General features: G+C 60.6%; 17 protein-coding genes and 1 pseudogene. 6 read left to right on the top strand and 12 right to left on the bottom strand.

The window, feature by feature from the left end; all coding sequences use genetic code 11:
• Positions 1–3: 3 nt before the first annotated feature.
• The gene (locus tag GNF76_RS17205; RefSeq protein ID WP_155584327.1) at positions 4–1,425 is read right to left on the bottom strand and encodes an MltF family protein; all 1,422 of its coding nucleotides are present in this window, start codon (positions 1,423–1,425) and stop codon (positions 4–6) included.
• 235 nt (positions 1,426–1,660) lie between these two features.
• Between GNF76_RS17205 and GNF76_RS17200 the strand changes: the two genes are divergently transcribed.
• The 3 genes and pseudogenes from GNF76_RS17200 to GNF76_RS17190 form a co-directional block, all read left to right on the top strand.
• A complete protein-coding gene (locus tag GNF76_RS17200; RefSeq protein ID WP_155584326.1) occupies positions 1,661–2,467 on the top strand; it encodes a TatD family hydrolase in 807 nt (268 codons plus the stop codon).
• A gap of 96 nt (positions 2,468–2,563) precedes the next feature.
• Entirely contained in the window at positions 2,564–4,045 is a 1,482-nt protein-coding gene (locus GNF76_RS17195; protein ID WP_155584325.1) for a methyl-accepting chemotaxis protein, read from the top strand.
• Between the two features lie 89 nt (positions 4,046–4,134).
• Positions 4,135–4,392 (top strand): annotated as a pseudogene (locus GNF76_RS17190) (terminase); the annotation flags it as partial.
• A gap of 19 nt (positions 4,393–4,411) precedes the next feature.
• Here GNF76_RS17190 and GNF76_RS17185 read toward each other — a convergent pair.
• The 3 genes from GNF76_RS17185 to GNF76_RS17175 all read right to left on the bottom strand — a co-directional run bounded on the left by GNF76_RS17185 (position 4,412) and on the right by GNF76_RS17175 (position 6,451).
• Positions 4,412–5,209 (bottom strand): acyl-CoA thioesterase, encoded by a 798-nt coding sequence (locus GNF76_RS17185; protein ID WP_155584323.1) that lies wholly within the window; start codon positions 5,207–5,209, stop codon positions 4,412–4,414.
• Positions 5,210–5,306: 97 nt separating this feature from the next.
• Positions 5,307–6,080 carry a CHAD domain-containing protein gene (locus GNF76_RS17180; RefSeq protein WP_155584322.1) on the bottom strand — a complete coding sequence of 258 codons (774 nt, stop codon included), beginning with the start codon at positions 6,078–6,080 and terminating at the stop codon, positions 5,307–5,309.
• A 92-nt stretch (positions 6,081–6,172) separates the two neighbouring features.
• Entirely contained in the window at positions 6,173–6,451 is a 279-nt protein-coding gene (locus GNF76_RS17175; RefSeq protein WP_155584321.1) for a hypothetical protein, read from the bottom strand.
• A gap of 217 nt (positions 6,452–6,668) precedes the next feature.
• Here GNF76_RS17175 and GNF76_RS17170 point away from each other — a divergent pair, with 217 nt between their 5' ends.
• Positions 6,669–7,706: a patatin-like phospholipase family protein gene (locus GNF76_RS17170; protein ID WP_155584320.1), complete on the top strand. Its 1,038-nt coding sequence runs from the start codon at positions 6,669–6,671 to the stop codon at positions 7,704–7,706.
• A 140-nt stretch (positions 7,707–7,846) separates the two neighbouring features.
• On the opposite strand, the gene GNF76_RS17165 is transcribed toward GNF76_RS17170, so the two are convergent.
• The 6 genes from GNF76_RS17165 to kdpF form a co-directional block, all read right to left on the bottom strand.
• Positions 7,847–8,542 (bottom strand): response regulator, encoded by a 696-nt coding sequence (locus tag GNF76_RS17165; protein WP_155584319.1) that lies wholly within the window; start codon positions 8,540–8,542, stop codon positions 7,847–7,849.
• Between the two features lie 37 nt (positions 8,543–8,579).
• Complete coding sequence (locus GNF76_RS17160) at positions 8,580–11,231, bottom strand: sensor histidine kinase (protein ID WP_155584318.1); 2,652 nt, start codon at positions 11,229–11,231, stop codon at positions 8,580–8,582.
• A gap of 128 nt (positions 11,232–11,359) precedes the next feature.
• Positions 11,360–11,905, bottom strand: a complete 546-nt coding sequence (kdpC, locus tag GNF76_RS17155; protein WP_155584317.1) for a potassium-transporting ATPase subunit KdpC — start codon at positions 11,903–11,905, stop codon at positions 11,360–11,362.
• 67 nt (positions 11,906–11,972) lie between these two features.
• A complete protein-coding gene (gene kdpB / locus GNF76_RS17150) occupies positions 11,973–14,030 on the bottom strand; it encodes a potassium-transporting ATPase subunit KdpB (protein WP_178123385.1) in 2,058 nt (685 codons plus the stop codon).
• A 12-nt stretch (positions 14,031–14,042) separates the two neighbouring features.
• Positions 14,043–15,737, bottom strand: a complete 1,695-nt coding sequence (gene kdpA, locus GNF76_RS17145) for a potassium-transporting ATPase subunit KdpA (RefSeq protein ID WP_155584315.1) — start codon at positions 15,735–15,737, stop codon at positions 14,043–14,045.
• Between the two features lie 8 nt (positions 15,738–15,745).
• Positions 15,746–15,835 carry a K(+)-transporting ATPase subunit F gene (kdpF, locus tag GNF76_RS17140; RefSeq protein WP_003218754.1) on the bottom strand — a complete coding sequence of 30 codons (90 nt, stop codon included), beginning with the start codon at positions 15,833–15,835 and terminating at the stop codon, positions 15,746–15,748.
• Positions 15,836–16,228: 393 nt separating this feature from the next.
• Between kdpF and eat the strand changes: the two genes are divergently transcribed.
• Entirely contained in the window at positions 16,229–17,593 is a 1,365-nt protein-coding gene (eat, locus tag GNF76_RS17135; protein WP_155584314.1) for an ethanolamine permease, read from the top strand.
• A 109-nt stretch (positions 17,594–17,702) separates the two neighbouring features.
• Positions 17,703–17,870, top strand: a complete 168-nt coding sequence (locus GNF76_RS17130) for a DUF2897 family protein (RefSeq protein ID WP_155584313.1) — start codon at positions 17,703–17,705, stop codon at positions 17,868–17,870.
• A gap of 6 nt (positions 17,871–17,876) precedes the next feature.
• On the opposite strand, the gene GNF76_RS17125 is transcribed toward GNF76_RS17130, so the two are convergent.
• Entirely contained in the window at positions 17,877–18,725 is an 849-nt protein-coding gene (locus tag GNF76_RS17125; protein WP_155584312.1) for an urea carboxylase-associated family protein, read from the bottom strand.
• The gene (locus GNF76_RS17120; protein WP_155584311.1) at positions 18,692–19,384 is read right to left on the bottom strand and encodes a GntR family transcriptional regulator; all 693 of its coding nucleotides are present in this window, start codon (positions 19,382–19,384) and stop codon (positions 18,692–18,694) included. Before GNF76_RS17120 ends, GNF76_RS17125 begins: the two co-directional genes overlap by 34 nt.
• Between the last annotated feature and the right edge of the window lie 136 nt (positions 19,385–19,520).

Raw genomic sequence — 19,520 nt, 5'->3', positions numbered from 1 at the left:
CGATTATTTTCGTGAGGCGATCTTCGGCGCCGACGGTTCAAGGGAGCCCCGCTCCCGATCAAACGCCAAGTAGTATTTGTTGACGCTATTAACATAGCTGACCCCGCCCATTCCCACCTGCTCCATGGCAATGCGCTCGACCTGGAAGAACCACTGGTTGGGATTCAAACCCCGGCGCCGGGCCTCGGCGCGCATGCCTTGTACCCGTTCCGGCCCCATGTTGTAGGCCGCCAGGATAAACGCCATGCGCTCACGCTCGTTGAGTTTGGGGCTGGCGAAGAACTTGCGACGGATCAGCGCCAGATAACGCGCGCTCGCCTGCACATTACTGTCCAGGCTCTGGATATTGTTGACCCCTACACGCTGAGCTGCCGACGGCGTGATCTGCATCAAGCCGGTGGGGCCGCTGCCGCTTTTGGCATTGGGGTCAAGGGACGATTCCTTGAACGCCAGCGCGGCGAGGTTCAGCCAGTCCATCCCCTGTTCCCGGGCATGTTTTTGCAACACCGGCCGCAGCTTTTCCAGGCGCTGGCGGTCGGCTCGGGCCAATGGATAACGCACTTGATACAGGCGCCGATAAACACGCTGGAAAGCAACGTCCTGATCGGGCGGGGTCTTGTAGGTCTTCAGGAAGCGGTCAATGCTGGCTCGCAACATTGCGGCATCCTGGCGTACAAACCAGTACTCTTCGCCCGGCTCCTTGATCGTCACTTGCCGATCAAAACGCAACTTGGGCAGAACCTTCGACCAGCGCTCGGCAATCGGGCGCTCGACGATAGTCAGGTGGAAAATCCCGGCCTGAACCATCTCCAGCACATCCTCCACCGCTAAACTGGGATCGACCCATTCCACTTTCACCGGTGGCAACTTGCGCAACGCCAGCTTCTGGTTGATCTGGTTCACGGCCTCCCCCGCCGCACTGCCAGTGGTCAGGGCCAGGGTCCGGCCGGACAACTGCTCCAGTCGGGTAAACCGTCGCTCACCCTTGACCCCGACAAGCCACAGCGGCACATCACTGACAATCGGGTCGCTGGCGCTGATCTTGTGCGTGGCCTTCACATCCAGCAGTTCGCCGGGCGCTACCAAGTCCCCTTCGCCACGCGCCAGCGCGCCCAACAATTGATCCTTGGCCTTGGGAATAATCTTAAGGTTGATTGCCTGGCCGTCACGGGCGTGGCCGTTGAGGTATTGCTCGAAGGCGCGCAAGCGATGGTATTCGGCACCGATGGCCTGGCCCTGGACTTCACCGGAACTGTTGCGGCTCTGGTTGACCAATACACGCAAGGTACGGCTGTTGCGAATTTCGGCCAGGTCGCGGACCTTGCCCGGCTTGGCTGCTTCCGGCGGCCCGGCCAGACGCGCAACCGCCGCCGTAGGCAGCAGTAACGTCAGGCACAGCATGAGCAACACCGAGGGTCGGATCATCCGCTCTCCGGAAAGAATACTGCCCAACCGCTCATCGACGACAAGGCGTTGGGGAACAGAAACAGAGCGCCATGAGCGCTGGCAAAGTTCGTAAGGAAAGCACAGCAACAGGCACTCGACCCACCACGGCGTTACTCACGACATTCAAAGACAGCTTCAACTGGTTGTAGTTCTTGGCTTTTCTTATAAATCTACAGCTCTGATATGCTTTCCGACCGCAGGCGGAGATAGCACCATGCAACTCATTGATATCGGCGTCAACCTGACCAACCCAAGTTTCGACGACAAGCACCAGGCCGTACTGGACCGTGCGTATGCCGCCGGGGTCAGCCAATTGGTGCTCACCGGTACCAGTGTGGAGGGCAGCGAACAAGCCCTGGAACTCTGTCATCGACTGGATGAAACTGACCAACGGTTATTCGCCACAGCAGGCATTCACCCCCATAGCGCCAGTGATTGGAACGCCGATAGTGCACAACGCCTGCGAGCACTGCTCAAGGAAAACCGCGTACGCGCCGTGGGTGAATGCGGGCTGGATTTCAACCGGGATTTCTCGCCGCGCCCACAACAGGAAAAAGTCCTCGAAGAACACCTGGCCCTGGCCGTGGAGCTCAAGTTACCGGTGTTTCTCCATGAGCGGGATGCCAGCCAGCGCTTACTGGAGATCCTGCGGGACTATCGTGATCACCTGTCCGCCGCCGTGGTGCACTGCTTCACCGGCGAACAGCGCGCCCTGTTCAGCTACCTCGACCTGGACCTGCATATCGGCATCACCGGGTGGATCTGTGATGAGCGTCGCGGGACACACCTGCACCCGTTAGTCCGGGAAATTCCCCGAGGCCGCCTGATGCTGGAAAGCGATGCGCCATACCTGCTGCCGCGCACCCTGCGCCCCAAACCAAAGAACGGCCGCAATGAACCCGCCTACCTGCCGGAAGTGTTGCGCGAAGTCGCCTTGCATCGAGAAGAAAGCACAGACGATCTGGCCCAACACAGTACCGCCTGCGCCCGTGCCTTTTTCGGATTGCCTGTGCCGGATTGACGCGGCACATTGACCCATATCAAGACCCTTTCCCTGAGTAGCGGCACAATAATGGCACCTTGCCAATGCTGTTTCCGCTATCAGAGAAAACCTTCCATGGGTGCCTGGCTTAGCAACATCTCACTGAAGTACAAATTCTGGGCCGTCAATGCGGTCGCCTTCATCACCACCCTGCTGCTGGTGCTGTATGCCGTGCAGCTCGAACAACAGGCCCGCAGCCAAGCCTCCCAAGCCTCTGCGCAGGCTCAGGGGCAGTTGCTCGGTGCATGGCCGGCTGGCCAGGCGCTGCCCAAAAGCGGGCAATGGCTGACGTTCGCACGAGGCCAAGTCCCACAGCTGGCAGACGAGGATCTGTCAGCCCTGAGTACGGCCAGCGGTTGGGTCGAGTTCAATCACATGCCGCTGTTCGGTGAAAACCCGTTGATAGGCGCCGAAGTAATCGCCCGACTCGACGGCCAGCAGGTGGCGGTACTGGCTTATGCGCCGAGCCTGAGCCAGCTGTTCACCGAACGTTTCGCCCACTACGCCGTGGCGGTGCTGATTCTGATGCTGGCCATGCTCGGTGCCTCGCAGTTACTGATCCGCTTCCTGCTCAGCCAGCTCAACACCTTGAAAGACGTGATGCTGCATGTGGAAAAAACCGGCGACTTGTCGGCCCGTGTTCCGCTGGCCTGTACCGACGAGGTCGGGCAGATGGCCAGTGCGTTCAACGCCATGCAAGCCGGCTATCAACGCGTGGTCAATACTGTGGCGCGCACCGCCAGGCAACTCGATGAAGGGGCCGCACGCCTGGCCAGCAGCATGAATGAAGTCCAGCACGGCATGCTTGGCCAGCAAAGCGAAACCGACCAGGCCGCCACGGCGATCAATGAGATGACCGCCACCGTGTATCACATTGCCCAACATGCCGGCGCCACCCGTGACCTGTCACAGACCGCCGACACCTTGGCCGGCAGTGGCCAGGAAGTGGTAGGCCGTGTGCAACGCTCGATTGCCGGGCTGTCCACAGGCGTTCAACAAACCGCCGAGATGATCCAGAAACTGGCCGAGGACAGCCAGAAAATCAACGGTGTAGTTGGGGTGATTCACAGCATCGCTGAACAAACCAACCTGCTCGCTCTCAACGCCGCCATCGAGGCCGCCCGTGCCGGGGAAATGGGACGAGGGTTTGCAGTGGTCGCCGACGAGGTGCGTCACCTGGCCAAGCGGGTACAAAGCTCCACCGACGAAATCACCCGTATGGTATCGGACCTGCAGGCCGGTACCCGGGATGCGGTGGACTTTATGCAGGAAAGCTCGTTCAAGGCCGACGACTGCGTGCAGCAGGCCCAGGAAGCTGGCGCTGCACTCGTGCAGATCACCGGTGCGGTCGCGCAAATGCGTGAAAGCAACACCCAGATCGCCGTTGCCGCCGAACAGCAAAGTCACGTGGCCGAAGAGATGAACCGGGCAGTGGTGAGTATTCGTGACGTCACCGAAAACACCGTACAACAGACCGTGAACTCGGCAACCACCAGCAATGAGCTGGCCACGTTGGCCGGGGAATTGAGCCGGGCAATCGGTCAATTGAAGTTATAGCTATAACCTCGATAGCCAGCCTTGATTCGCCTGGCTATCCAGCCCAACCTAAACTCTGCTCAAGTTGTTTCAGAACAGAGGATTCGATCATGGGCAAACGTCATCCCAACATTCCCGCCTGGCAATGGCGCAATCACCCACAGAGCCATCAGCATTCGGCCAACCAGGTCCTGCAACTGATTGCACTGCCACTCTTGATCATCGGTTTTCTGCTGGTGGCTTCTGGTGTGTTCAGCTTGAACCTGGCCAGCGTCGCTGTCGGCGTTGTCGGGTTGCTGGCGGCCATGGCCCTGCAACACCATGGCCGCAGCCTGGAGGCACGTAAAACCGACGCCTCCAGCGATCAACATCTGTGGGTCTGAGGGCCTAAGCGAACACCACCACAGTCTGTCGACTCAGGGCTATCAACTGACCGTCAGGCCCCCAAAGCGCAGCGGCGGCATGACCATAGCCATCGCGGGCATGTTCGATCTGCACCCGGTACTGGCACCAGTCCAGCGTGGTGAGGTCCTGCAAGGGTTGAACGAATTCGATGGTCCAGGTCAACGTGCTGCCCGGTGCAGGCTTGGTCAGATGCGGTATCAGGGCGGGCGGCCACGCATCCACCAACGCAAGAATGTGGGCCTCGGTCAACGGCTCTTCTTTCACATCTCCTCGCAACCGCACCCAGCCACCCATTTCGCGAGACTTGTTACCGGTGAATGGCAGGCCACCCACACTCCAGCGCATGGCCAGATGGCGCATGAACTCGGGGGTCACGCCTTTGATATAGGGCAGTTCCTGGCACTCGTCCCAATGTTTGAAGACAGGGGCCGGTTCGGCCACGACGTTAACCTCTGAAGGCCGCGAGGCACCGAAGCTGGCTTGCACCAGGGTCATCACTTCGCCATTTTGCACCACCCGGCCCAGCAACTGGCTGACGGCCTTGCCTTCACGCAGCACTTCGACTTGATAACTGGCCGGCACATCCGGCGCCACCGGCCCGACAAAAGTAATGGCCAACGAACGCAGCGGTCGATCCGACGGCACCCTGGCACGCAAGGCTTCGTACTGCAAGGCGGCAACCAAGCCACCAAATGTGGCTCGCCCCTGGGCCCATTCGGCCGGGATCGTCACGTCCAGGGGATGGCTACGGGCAGCGTCGAGCAAATCACAAAAGCGCATGGCGACCTCAATTCAACGAAAAACGATTGAAGGATCTTAACCAGCACACGGCAACGGCACACCACCTATTCCGGCCAAACACGCGGACAGATAAGCCTCAGGCCTTAGTCGTGAAACAGTCGGTGCTCAATTTATCCAGCACTCGATCCGCCCGCCCTTCAGCTTCGGACATGGTCCGATGCCACACGGCGACGCAGGGTTGCAAGTCCGCCTGGTGTTCAGCCTGGGCCAGCCATTGCCAGCAATCGTGCCAGTCACCCAGCGCGCCCTGAGCAGCTTTGAGCCGCGACATGGCTTTGTCCGGTAACTTGCCCAGTTGCGGATAGGCCTCCGCCGCGTAGCGCACCCGCTTGATCAACAAGCGTAAGCGATGACGGTCATGGTCGGGATCGTGTAACGCTACATCCAGTTTCTGCCATTGCTTGGCCAAGCGTTTTTCAATGCGCGCACGCAATCCATTGAGCAGCTTTTGCCGCTGGGACGCACGGATAAATCGCGGGAATGCATCGAGGATCAACAACAGTTGCGCCAGTTCCGGCCCTTTGGCCACCTGGCGATACGCATCCGGCTGTTGAGCCATACGGCGGGCAGCGGCCTCACGGTGGCCGTGCTGGTGAAGATAGGCCGCCAGGACTTCACGGTCCCGCAGCGGCGTGGTCAGTTGACCGACACCACTGGCGGCGGCTTCCAATTGCTCTACACCGGGTAATCCGCGCAACGGGCGTAACAGGCTGCGCAAGCGGCGCACGGTGGTGCGCAGGTCGTGCAGGGCTTCATCATCGGTAACCGCTGCAAGGCGAGCCTGGCAGTTCAGCAACCCAACTTCCAGGCCAATGACCTGAGCGACTAACTGATCCACCAAGGCAGACATGCAGACTTCCCCTGTTCATCATCGGGGCGCCTGATGAGGCCAGCGCCACGAGCCACCTTAACGACTACCACTCCATGACACGGTGACCGGGATCAACGCCCGGCGCGGGACTCACGAATGTAGAAGCGGGCTTTCTCGGCCTTGTTGGAGCAGCCTTCGAAGGCTTCGAATTGCTGCTGGGTCTTGGCGCCGGTCAGCAGGGACAGCGCCTTGGAGTAACTCACGGTGCCAGCGAACCCTTCAGCCTTGGCCAAGTCCAGCTCTTTCCAGGCCGAATCCAACTGCGAGGCGCAGCTATCACGATAGGCAGTTTTTCCTGCACAACCGGCCAACGCCAACACGATCACAGGCAAACACATCCAGGCTTTCATCAATGACACCTCAAAAAAAGAAAAACAGTCGTGGTAAGTAGACGTTGCCTACAACAAAAAGTGCCTTGTCAGGCGGCCTGAAATCCAAAGACTCTATTGCCAGAGCATACCCGAGCAGAATGGTACCTTCGCAAAAATAATCCACCCGGGCGGCGAAGATTGAAGCCACTCCTTGATGAGTGCATTGTGGGCAACTGTTTTGCGGAGAACTCAGATCATGAAGAAACGTGTTGCATTGGTGCTGGGCTCCGGCGGTGCCCGGGGCTACGCCCATATCGGCGTGATTGAAGAGATCGAAAAACGCGGCTATGACATCGCCTGTGTCGCGGGTTGCTCCATGGGCGCGGTGGTGGGTGGGATCTACGCGGCGGGCAAGCTGGACGAGTACCGAAACTGGATCGAAAGCCTGGATTACCTGGATGTGCTGCGCCTGGTGGACGTGAGCTTTCGCCTCGGCGCCATACGCGGCGAGAAGGTCTTCGGGCAGATTCGCAAAATCGTCGGCGAGATCAATATCGAAGACCTGCGTATCCCCTACACCGCCGTGGCCACCGACCTGACCAACCAGCAGGAAATCTGGTTCCAGGAAGGCTGCCTGCATCAAGCCATGCGCGCTTCGGCAGCCATTCCCAGCCTGTTCACCCCGGTGATGCAAGGCAACCGCATGCTGGTGGACGGCGGCCTGCTTAACCCGCTGCCCATCGTGCCGGTGGTGTCGAGCCATTGTGACTTGATCATCGCGGTCAACCTCAACTCCACCAACCAGAAACAGTACCAACTGCCGGTGATCCAACGTCCACCGGCGTTCAAGAGCCGCTTTGACAATTTGGTGCGCTCACTGGGTTCGCACTTGCCGTTTCGCCGCAAGCAGGCCGAGCAGTTGTTGTTGCTGGAGCAAGAAGCGCTGCAGGCCCAGGCCGCCGACATCAACCCATGGCTGGAGTCTGCCGAACCCGAAGCACAACAGCCTGCCGCCGCACCGGAAAAGGCCGGGGCGCCGAAGTCCGCCACCGGTTCATTCATCATCGACAACGTTGGCCCCGCATCGCTGCTGGACTTGATCAACCAGAGCTTCGAGGTGATGCAGACTTCACTGGCGCAATACAAGATTGCCGGTTACCCGCCGGACATTCTGATCAATGTGCCGAAGCGGGTGTGCCGATTTTTCGAGTTCTACAAGGCGCCGGAACTGATCGCCCTGGGGCGGGAGATTGCCAGCGATACGCTGGACCGGTACGAGAGTGAGCAATCTTAAAATTTCTGTGTCGCTACTGACGCCTTCGCGAGCAAGCCCGCTCCCACATTCGATCGAGTTCCATCGTTGTAATGCGGTCGAATGTGGGAGCGGGCTTGCTCGCGAAGGCGCCCAGACAGGCACCACACATCTATCAGGTATCAGCCCTCGGTGTTCAACAACCTATAACCCACCCCCGCCTCGGTCACGATAAACCGCGGCTGGGTGGGGTCGTCCGCCAGCTTCTGACGCAAATGCCCCACCACAATCCGCAGGTAATGGCTGTCTTCGGTATGGGTCGGGCCCCAGATATCCTTGAGCAATTGCTGCTGGGTGATCACCCGTCCCGGGTGCCGTGCCAGTTGCGCCAGCACCGCATATTCCTTGCGGGTCAGCGCCACTTCGGCCCCATCCAGCAGCACCCGGCGATAGGCGAGGTCTACGGTCAGCAGCCCGAACCGCAATGCTGCTTCCTGGGCCTCCCCCGCCGGAGCCTGACGTAACAAGGCCCGCACACGAGCAAGAAACTCCTGGATGCCGAAAGGCTTGGTCACGTAGTCATTGGCGCCGTTATCCAGCGCTTCGACCTTCTGTACTTCACTGGCGCGTACCGACAGCACCAGCACCGGCACCGTCGACCATTCGCGAAACTCACGCAGCACTTGCTGGCCGTCCATGTCCGGCAGGCCAAGGTCGAGGACCAGCAGGTCCGGTTTACTCAAGGCAGCCTGGGCCAGGCCTTCGTTGCCGGTCCCGGCCTCGATTACTTTGTAGCCCTGGGAGGCCAGGCTGATGCGCAAGAACTTGCGGATCTGCGGTTCGTCGTCAATGACCAATATCGTCGCAGTCTGGCTCATGGTGTCCAATCAAAATCCGTGAAAAAAAGAGGGTAGCTCAAGGTTCGCTTTCCAGGCCAGGCTGGGCCTGCAAAGGTAGAAATAAGGTAATGCACGTGCCTCGCCCGTCAATGCCCTCGGTCACACTGATATGCCCGCCGTGGGCACCGACCATCCCTTGGCAGATCGCCAGGCCAAGCCCTGTGCCCTGCCCGCCACGATCACCACGGGCGGCGGTGTAGAACATGTCGAAAATCTTTGCCCGCTCGTCCTCGGGAATTCCCGGACCTTCATCGCTGACCGCAAAAAACAGCTGCTGGTCGACGACCCCGGCGCGTAATTGCAAACGGCCGTGGGGCGGCGAGAAGCGCGCGGCGTTTTCCAGCACATTGACCAGGGCCTGTTCGATCAATGCGGCGTGCACGTACAACAACGGCAGTTCGGCCGGCACATCGGTCCTGACTTGCAACGGTGCCAGCACCGCGCGCAAACGGCCCAACGAGCTGCCGACGATATCGCCGGGTGACACCCAATCCCGCGCCAGTTTCAAGGCGCCGTGGCCCAGGCGTGTCATGTCCAGCAGGTTCTGGATATAGCGGTCCAGGCGCTCGGCTTCGTCGCGGGTACCTTCCAGCAACTCCCGGCGGTCTTCCAGGGGGATGGCCTCGCCGAGCGCCAGCAGGCTGTCGATGCTGCCGCGCATGGAGGTCAGCGGCGTACGTAAATCATGGGAGACCGAGGCCAGCAAGGCACTGCGCAATTGTTCGGTTTCACCGTGCAGGCGAGCGGCCTCCAGCTCCTGGGCCAATTGCGCCCGGGCCAGTGCCTGGGCCAGTGGCTGGCTCAACGCAGTAAGCAAGCGACGGCGTTGGCCGCTCAACTCCAGGCCGGCTTTCGGGCTGACACCCAACAAGCCCAACGGACCTTCTTCGCCGGACAATGGCCACCACCACCAGCGCCCAAACGGCAAGGTGCCGGTGCCCATGCCCGCGGGCTGATCGTGCTGCCAGGCCCAATCGGCAGCTGCGCGCTCAGCCTCGGTGAAGGTGATCGGACCGCCGGTCTCTACCTTCCAGTCACCCTGCCCGTCGCGATTGACCAGGCACAGTTGCAGGTCGTTCCAGTCTTCAAGGTGGTGGGCCGCCGCACTGATCACCGCCTGGCGGTCAGTGGCGGCAGTGAGTTTTCGCGACAGGTCGAGCAGTTCGCTGGTTTCTTCCTGGGTGTCACGCAAGGCCTGCAATTGCCGGCGTTGGCGAGCGGCCAGGTTACCCGTCAGCGCGGCCATCAACAGGAAGAACAACAGGGTCAGCACGTCCTCTTCACGCTGGATGGCGAAGGAGAAGTTCGGTGGAATAAACAGAAAGTCGTAGGTCAGGAATGACAACGCTGCACACGCCAGCGATGGGCCCAGGCTGCTGCGCACCGCGACCAGCAACACGGCGGCGAGGAACACCAACGAGATATTGGGCAATGGCAAGACGCTGGACACCGCCCAGGCAACGCCAGCGGCCAACACCGTCGCCAGCACCGCGAGGGCATAGTCAAACCACACCAGGCCGCGTACGTCCGGCATCCTCGGCGGGGCCGGTGCTTCGTCGCTGTCGAGAACGTTGATTTCCAGGCCACGCGCATTGCGCAGCAGCCGCGACGCCAACCCGCCACCGAACACTGCACGATGCCAGCGCGGCCGCGATTGACCCACCAACACCAGGCTGGCACGTCGTTCGGCGGCATGCTGGATCAGGGTCTTGGCCACTTCTCCCGCCCGCAGTAACACCACCTCACCGCCCAGACGTTCGGCCAATTGCTGGGCGTTTTGCAGGCGCAGTCGCGATTGCTCATCCCGCACCCGGCCGTTGTCCACATGCACCAGGCTCCAGGGCAAATGCCGACGCTGAGCCACGCGGCTGGCGTGACGCACCAGGCGCTCGGCCTGGGCATCGCCGTCCACGCCCACCAACAAGCGTCCGCGCACCGTCGGCGCAGCCTGGCCCAGTTGCCGATAGCCCTGGGTCAAATCGTCATCGACGTGGGCCGCAGCGGTCTGCATCGCCAGCTCGCGCAAGGCCATGAGATTGGTCTGGGTGAAGAACGCATCGATGGCCGCCCGAGCCTGTTCCGGCACGTAGACCTTGCCGTCTCGCAGGCGCTCCAGCAGCTCACGGGATGGCAGGTCGATCAGCAGCAGCTCATCGGCTTCCTGCAAGACCCAATCCGGTAGCGTCTCGCGCACCTGCACGCCGGTGATGCCACGCACCTGATCGTTGAGGCTTTCCAGGTGCTGGACGTTGACCGTGGTGAACACATTGATACCGGCGGCCAACAGCTCCTGGATGTCCTGCCAGCGTTTTTCGTGGCGGCTGCCGGGGGCGTTGCTGTGGGCCAGTTCATCCACCAGCACCAGCTTGGGCTTGGCGGCGAGCAGGCCATCAAGGTCCATTTCCTCCAGCATCACACCGCGGTACTCCGAACGCACCAACGGCTGTTGCGGCAGGCCGCTGAGCAAGGCTTCGGTCTCGGCACGGCCGTGGGTTTCCACCACGCCGGCGATCAGTCGCACGTCTTGGCGCAGCTGGGTGTGGGCGGCCTGGAGCATGGCGTAGGTCTTGCCGACTCCTGGGGCCGCACCCAAGAACACTTTGAGTCGGCCACGGCCGTCCCGAGGCAGATCGGCTAACAGGGCATCGGCGCGGCCGGAGTCGCTCATGCGGGCACTCTTCCTTCAGGTGTTGATGTGGATTTCTTGAGTCCGTCATCGCGGGCAAGCCCGGCTCCCACACTGGAATGCATTTCCCTGTGGGAGCCGGGCTTGCCCGCGATTGGCGGTGCCACTGCTTACAACTTTTCCAAAGCCATGTTCAATGCCAGCACATTCACCACCGGCGGGCCCACCAGCGGGCTTTCGATGTGCTCATCCATCAAGCGCTCCAGGGTCGACACCGGCAGATTACGCGCCGCCGCAACCCGCGCCAGTTGATAGGCAATTGCTTGCGGTGGCAAGTGTGGATCAAGACCGCTGCCAGAGGTAGTCAGCATTGCCAGAGGCACGGGCCCCTGACTCGATACCAGCAGTTTATTGGCATCGTCGAACACGCGAGTAGCCAACGCCGGGTTGCTTGGCCCCAGGTTACTGGCGCTACTGGAGACCGTGGCAAATGCCCCGGCAGATGGCCGTGGATGGAACCAGCTGTCACCGGTGAAATCCTGGGCAATCAAGCTGGAACCGCGAACCTTGCCACTGGCATCGCGTACCAGGCTGCCGTTGGCTTGATCAGGGAACGCCACTTGCGCCACGCCGGTGACGACCAAGGGATAAGCCACGCCGGTGATCAGGGTCATCAACACCAGCAGGCTCAGGGCCGGGCGGATCATGTTGGACATTTCATACTCCTCAATTCGGTCATTGCAACCTGCAGGCATCGGCATGCCGGCGCCTGCAGGGATCGGATTACACCAAGTGCAGTGCGGTCAACAGCATGTCGATCGCCTTGATCCCCACGAACGGCACCAGAATCCCGCCCAGGCCATAGATCAGCAGGTTGCGTCGCAGCAACGCCGCCGCACTCGCCGCCTGCACACGCACACCGCGCAGCGCCAGTGGAATCAGCACCACGATGATCAGCGCGTTGAACACGATGGCCGAGAGGATCGCGCTCTGCGGGCTTTGCAGGTGCATCACGTTGAGCACACCCAACTGCGGGTAGATCGAGGCGAACAACGCCGGCAGGATCGCGAAGTACTTGGCCACGTCGTTGGCAATGGAAAAGGTCGTCAGGGCGCCACGGGTTACCAGCAATTCCTTACCGATCTGCACCACGTCCAGCAGCTTGGTAGGGTCGCTGTCGAGGTCGACCATGTTGGCCGCTTCACGGGCGGCCTGAGTGCCGTCGTTCATGGCCATGCCGACGTCAGCCTGGGCCAGCGCCGGGGCATCGTTGGCGCCGTCGCCGCACATCGCCACCAGACGACCGTCGTTCTGTTCATGGCGAATACGTGCCAGCTTTTTCTCCGGTGTGGCTTCGGCCAGCACGTCATCGACACCCGCTTCAGCGGCAATCGCAGCGGCGGTCAATGGGTTATCGCCGGTCACCATCACCGTACGAATCCCCAGCTTGCGCAGCTCGGCGAAACGCTCACGGATGCCGGGCTTGACCACGTCCTTGAGGTGAATCGCCCCGAGCAACTTGCCATCGGCGCACACCAGCAACGGGGTGCCGCCACTCTGGGCGATCTTGTCGATTTCACGGGACAGCGCCGGTTGCAGATCACTGCGTTGCAGGCCGATAAACGCCAGCAGCGAATCCACGGCGCCTTTACGGAACACACGGCCTTGGTAATCGACACCCGACAACCGCGTTTCGGCGCTGAACGGCACCACAGTCAGCTCTTCACCCGACGGCTCGGCCTGAGGATGCAGGGCCCGCAGGTACTCGACGATGGATTTGCCTTCAGCGGTATCGTCGGCCAGCGAGGCAAACAACGCCCCCTCGGCCAGTTCCTTGCCGCTGACACCGGGTGCTGCAACTACCGCCGTGCAACGACGGTTACCAAAGGTGATGGTGCCGGTCTTGTCCAGCAACAGCACGTGCACGTCCCCCGCCGCTTCCACGGCGCGGCCGGATTTGGCGATCACGTTCAAGCGCACCAGGCGATCCATGCCGGCGATGCCAATGGCCGACAACAGGCCGCCGATAGTGGTAGGAATCAGCGTGACCAACAGCGCCACCAGGAACACCAACGGCAGGCTGCCATTGGCGAAGTGGGCGAACGGCTGCAGGGTCACCACCACCAGCAGGAAGATCAGCGTCAGGCCGATCAGGAGGATATCCAGCGCGATTTCGTTGGGGGTTTTCTGGCGCTTGGCGCCTTCCACCAGGGCAATCATGCGGTCCAGTGTCGACTCACCTGGGTTGGCAGTGATCCGGATCATCAACCAGTCCGAAACCAGGCGAGTGTTGCCGGTAACGGCCGAGCGGTCGCCGCCGGACTCACGGATCACCGGCGCAGACTCGCCGGTGATCGCCGCTTCGTTGACCGCAGCAATACCTTCGATGACCTCGCCATCACCGGGGATCATTTCCCCGGCGGCAACCCGCACCACATCGCCTTTACGCAGGCTGGTGGCCGGCACGACCTTGAAGCTGCCATCGGCTTCCTTGCGGCGCGCACTGAGGCCTTCGCTGCCGGCCTTGAGGCTATCGGCACGGGCCTTGCCGCGACCTTCGGCCAAGGCTTCGGCAAAGTTGGCGAACAGCACGGTGAACCACAACCACACGGCGATTTGTACGGCGACGTAGGTTGGCACTGCGGTGTCCGGTACAAAGCACAGCACGCTGGTAAGGATTGCGGTCAATTCGACCACCAACATCACCGGCGAACGTTGCAACTGGCGTGGGTCCAGCTTGACGAACGCCTGGATCATCGCCGGCCGCCACAGGGCCGAGATTGCGGTTTTAGCCGGCTCCTGAGCTTTCACGGGAGCTGCGTTTTTTGCAGGCATATTCATTTTCATATCCCTTTAGAAGCCCATGCTCAGGTGTTCAGCGATAGGGCCCAGTGCCAATGTCGGCAAGAAGCTCAGGCCGCCCACCAACAAGATGGTCACGGTCAACAGGGTCACGAACAGCGGGCCATGGGTCGGGAAGCTGTTCTGGCCAATCGGTGCGGTTTTCTTCATCGCCAGGCTGCCGGCCAGGGCCAGTACCGGGAGGATGTAACCGAAACGACCGATCAACATGCCAAGACCCAGCATCAGGTTGTGGAACGGGGTGTTGGCGCTGAAGCCGCCGAACGCCGAACCGTTGTTGGCACTGGCCGAGGTGTAGGCATAGAGCAACTGGCTGAAACCGTGCGGGCCGGGGTTGCTGATGGCACTGGCCGGGCCAGGCAGGCTCGCGGCGATGGCGCCCAGCACCAGTACACCGACAGGCATCACCATCAAGGTCACCACCAGCAATTGCACCTCCTTGGCCTGGAGTTTCTTGCCCAGGTATTCCGGGGTGCGTCCGATCATCAGGCCGGCAAGGAATACCGCAATCAACACGTTGAGCAGCATGCCGTACATACCGGCACCAACGCCGCCGAAGATCACTTCGCCGACCATCATGTTGACCAGCGCAACCATCCCGCTCAGGGGATTGAGGCTGTCCTGCATGCCGTTCACCGAGCCGTTGGACGCGGCGGTGGTAGTGACCGACCACAACACTGTGCCAGTGGTACCGAAGCGTGCTTCCTTGCCTTCCTGCGATGCAGCCTGTTCGACAACCGGGTTGTTCAGGGTCGGGTTGGGCTGGTATTCGGCCCACAACGAGGTCGCGCCGCCGATCAGGAACAGGGCCAGCATGCAACCGAGAATCGCCCGGCTCTGACGCAGGTCTTTCACGTAGTGGCCGAAGGTGAACACCAGCGCCACCGGGATCAGGATGATGGCCGCCAGCTCAAACAGGTTGGCCCAGGCGGTCGGATCCTCGAACGGATGCGCCGAGTTGACCCCGAAGAAACCACCCCCGTTGGTGCCCAGTTGCTTGATCGCAATCTGGCTGGCGGCCGGGCCCAGGGGGATCACTTGATCCACGCCCTGCATCGTCACCGCATCAACGTAATGGGCGAAGGTTTGCGGCACGCCCTGCCACACCAGGAACAACGCAAACACCAGGCACAACGGCAACAAGCCGTAGAGGGTGGCGCGGGTCATATCGACCCAGAAATTGCCCAGGGTCTTGGTGGACTTGCGACCGATACCACGGCACAACGCAACCAGAACCGCCAGACCGGTGGCGGCACTGACGAAGTTCTGCACGGTAAGGCCGGCCATCTGGCTGAGGTAGCTCAGGGACGCTTCACCGCTGTAGGACTGCCAGTTGGTGTTGGTCATGAAACTGATTGCGGTGTTGAAGGCCAGGGTCCATTCCTGACCCGGCAATTTCTGCGGGTTGAGGGGCAGGTAGTCCTGGAACAACAGAATCGCGAACAGCAATACAAAACCGGCGAGGTTGAAGGCGAGCAAGGCCAGGGCATATTTCTGCCAGCTCTGCTCTTCCTGCGAGTCAACGCCTGCAACGCGATAGCACGCGCGCTCCACCGGGCCTAAAACCGGCGTCAGCCACGTGCGCTGGCCTTCCATGACCTTGTAGTAAAACCGTCCCAAAAAGGGCGCCGGAATCAGTACCAAGGCAAAGAAGGCGATGATCAGCCAATAGTCATAACTGTGCATAGCCGCTCCTAGTTCCGATCCGCGCGTAACAGCGCAACCAGCAGATAAATGAACAGCGCCACGGCTAACAGCAGTGACACCCCGTCCAGAACGCTCATGGAAGTTTCTCCGTCGTACGGCGATTGCCGCGTGTAGGGGCATTGTCCGCAGGTGCGCCGTAAAGGAACGAGAGCGAGGGTATGGGCGGGGCGTAAAGAGCGCGTAAAGAGTGGGTTTATGCGGGGTTTACACTGGGGTTTTGGGGGACTTTGAGGGCCTCATCGCGGGCAAGCCCGGCTCCTACATTGGAGTGCTGTCACCTGTGGGAGCCGGGCTTGCCCGCGATGGCGCCGTCAGCATCACCACCGCACTTATCTGGTGCAGCAAGGAACGTATTCAAACGCAAAACCGTCCCCCAGGCGACAGCGGAACCGCTTTACGACACCGTTGCCGGGAATGGCATGACCACTGCAACGCCCTGAAACATTCCACACCGTTCAGGGAGCAATGCGATGAACACACAACTCAAACCAACCTTGGGCACCTTGCATTTATGGGGGATCGCCGTCGGGCTGGTGATTTCCGGGGAGTACTTCGGCTGGAGCTATGGCTGGGGCGTGGCCGGTACGCTGGGTTTTCTGGTGACCTCGTTGATGGTTGCCGCCATGTACACCTGCTTTATCTTCAGCTTTACCGAGTTGACTACCGCTATTCCCCATGCCGGAGGCCCTTTTGCCTACAGCCGACGGGCCTTCGGAGAGAAAGGCGGCTTGATCGCCGGGTTGGCAACGCTGATCGAGTTTGTCTTCGCCCCACCGGCCATTGCCCTGGCCATCGGTGCCTACCTGAATGTGCAGTTTCCGGCCCTCGACCCGAAACACGCGGCCGTGGGCGCCTACATCGTGTTCATGGGCCTGAATATTCTCGGAGTCAAACTGGCAGCGACCTTTGAGCTGGTGGTGTGCGTGCTGGCCGTCGCCGAGCTATTGGTCTTCATGGGGGTAGTCGCACCCGCCTTCAGTTTCAGTCACTTCGCCCTCAACGGCTGGGCCGGCTCCGATACCTTCGGCGCGCCCGCGATTGCCGGAATGTTTGCAGCGATTCCATTTGCCATCTGGTTCTTCCTCGCCATCGAAGGCGCCGCCATGGCCGCCGAAGAAGCCAAGGATCCGAAACGCACAATCCCCAAGGCCTATATCAGCGGCATCCTGACCCTGGTGTTCCTGGCCATGGGGGTGATGTTCTTCGCTGGCGGCGTGGGCGACTGGCGCACCCTGTCGAACATCAACGATCCGTTGCCACAAGCGATGAAAACCGTGGTCGGTGACAGTTCAGGCTGGCTGCATATGCTGGTGTGGATTGGCCTGTTTGGCCTGGTGGCCAGTTTCCACGGCATCATCCTTGGCTACTCCCGTCAGTTCTTCGCGTTGGCACGTGCCGGTTATTTGCCCTCTTTCCTCGCCAAACTGTCGCGCTTTCAGACACCTCATCGGGCAATCATCGCCGGGGGTGTCGTCGGTATCGCTGCGATCTACAGCGATGGCCTGATCAACCTGGGCGGCATGACGCTCACCGCAGCGATGATCACCATGGCGGTGTTCGGCGCCATTGTGATGTACATCATGAGCATGCTCAGCCTGTTCAAACTGCGCAAAACCGAACCGCTGCTGGAGCGTACCTTCCGTGCACCGGGTTACCCCATCATCCCCGGTATCGCGCTGGTACTGGCCATGGTGTGCCTGGTGGCCATGGCCTGGTTCAATACGCTGATCGGGCTGATTTTCCTCGGTTTCATGGCAGTAGGTTTTGTCTACTTCCAACTGACTGCGCAAGATCGCGCCGACGCGCCGGCTGACGCAATGTTGACCGGGCTCTGAGTCTCGAGGCATAACGGGGCTACAATGGAACCACTGATAAACCCCGTAGCTCAAAGATGTTATTGCCGTGGGAAACCCTCCCACAGCAAGCTGCCTCAAGGAGAGTGTTATGCCCTGGTATGCCTGGTTGATTCTGGTGGTTGCGATCGGCTCGATCGTCGGTGGGTTGTTAATGCTGCGTGACAGCGCCAACAAGGTGGAGTTGACGGACGAACAACGCAAACGTGTGGCCGAGCGCAATGCCCAGGCGGATGCCAAGGACACGCAGGATCGCTGATCAGGATTATTCCCAATCCGCCTTGGCGATATGCAACCCGTGCTGGCCATTATAGGCAGCACGTTCGGGCTGGCTCCAACCCGCGAGCAACCCGTCTTCCAATCGATAAATTTCCACTCCCAACGGACGGCACACGGTCAGCGGATCCTGTGCATCCGGCCCCCACATCGGCAACGACAGGTCCCCGCCCGGGCACGTCGACAAGGCACACAACAAATCAATCTCGGCAAAGAACTCCAGGTAATCACCTTTCTGCGCCGGGCAGGCCTTCATGAAGTACATGTCGTCGTGATTCAGGCCGGTGCACTGGAAGATATTCAGCACGTCATGCACATCGAACTCCGTCAGCCCATGGGGCAACACAGCGCGGGTCAGGTTTGAATGGCAATGATGGTGGAAGTCCTCCCCCGTCAGCATCTTGTTCACATAGGGATCGCAGCGCGTGCCCAGCAAATCGTGCAAACGCCCACCGTGTTCATCAATGCCATAGCTGGCCAGGCTGTCATCCGTGATCGTCACCAATGGCCGCAAGAACGGCAGGTTCGACCAAAGTCGATCGTGGGTACTGACATGGGCACCCTGCAACTGCCGGGTACGGGCTGCCCATAAACGTTCGCGGGGGTCGTTGGCATTCCACACGTTGAAATCACCGACCTGCGGCCCCACTGGCGTGGTCACCCGAAACACGTGACCGGCCGGGACCTTCCAGGCCCGCCCGGTGCGGATCGGCACTTCAAACTGCTCGATCAACGTGCGTTGATCAACAGCATCGCGAATCCGCTCGTAGAACGCCTTGTCGACCTGCAAGGCCGAGCCTTTGCTCACCTGGTAAGCGGCGGGATAGTCTTTATACATGGTGAACGTCCTCCATCAGAATGAGTAAACAGGGCCAACGACAGGCGCTCCGAGTCGTCCAGGTACAAGCTCATCGCCTCCCCTGCCGCCGGCTTATCGTCTTGTGCCAATAACGCGTAAATCTCTCGATCCCGTTCCAGCCAGGGTGACTGGAAACGTTGTTCATCCGGGGCTGCACAAAACACCAGGCGTAACTGCGCGATCACCTGGGCAAAGAACTCATCGAACAACGGGCTGCACATCAAGCCAACAATCTGCTGGTGAAAGCCCAGGCTGTGAGTTGCCACAGAGCGCCAGTCCTCACGCTCCCGAGCCAGGGTGGTGGCTTCTATCGCCACCTGCATGCGGTCAGACTGCTCACCCGACAAAGGTCGACCCACAGCAATGGCCTGCAACTCCAAGGTACGGCGGACGACAAACAGGTCACGCACTTCCTTGAGCTCGAGTCGCCGGACCATCACCCCTTTGTTACGCACATAGCGGGTCAAGCCCTCTTGGCCGAGGCGATGCAACGCCTCGCGAATGGTATTGCGTGAGACGCTGTACGCCTTGACCAGTTCTGCCTCAACTAACGCCATGCCAGGCAACAGTCGCCCACCGGTGATGTCGGCTCGAAGCTCCAGCGCAATCTGATCAGCCAACGACAATGTGATACCCATGGCTACCTTTTGATTGTTCAACAATCGTCGTGTCAGAGGTAATCACTATTCGTGCCAACCCAGGTACCGATGAACGCGGGCCGACACATATTTGTAAAGAGCAGCGAACGTTCAGCCAAGCTTGGATAATATGGCC

This window comes from Pseudomonas spelaei (genome assembly GCF_009724245.1).
Classification (GTDB): Bacteria; Pseudomonadota; Gammaproteobacteria; order Pseudomonadales; family Pseudomonadaceae; genus Aquipseudomonas; species Aquipseudomonas spelaei.
The sequence above is the reverse complement of the archived record's forward strand: the minus strand, read 5'-3'. Positions and strand labels throughout refer to the sequence as shown.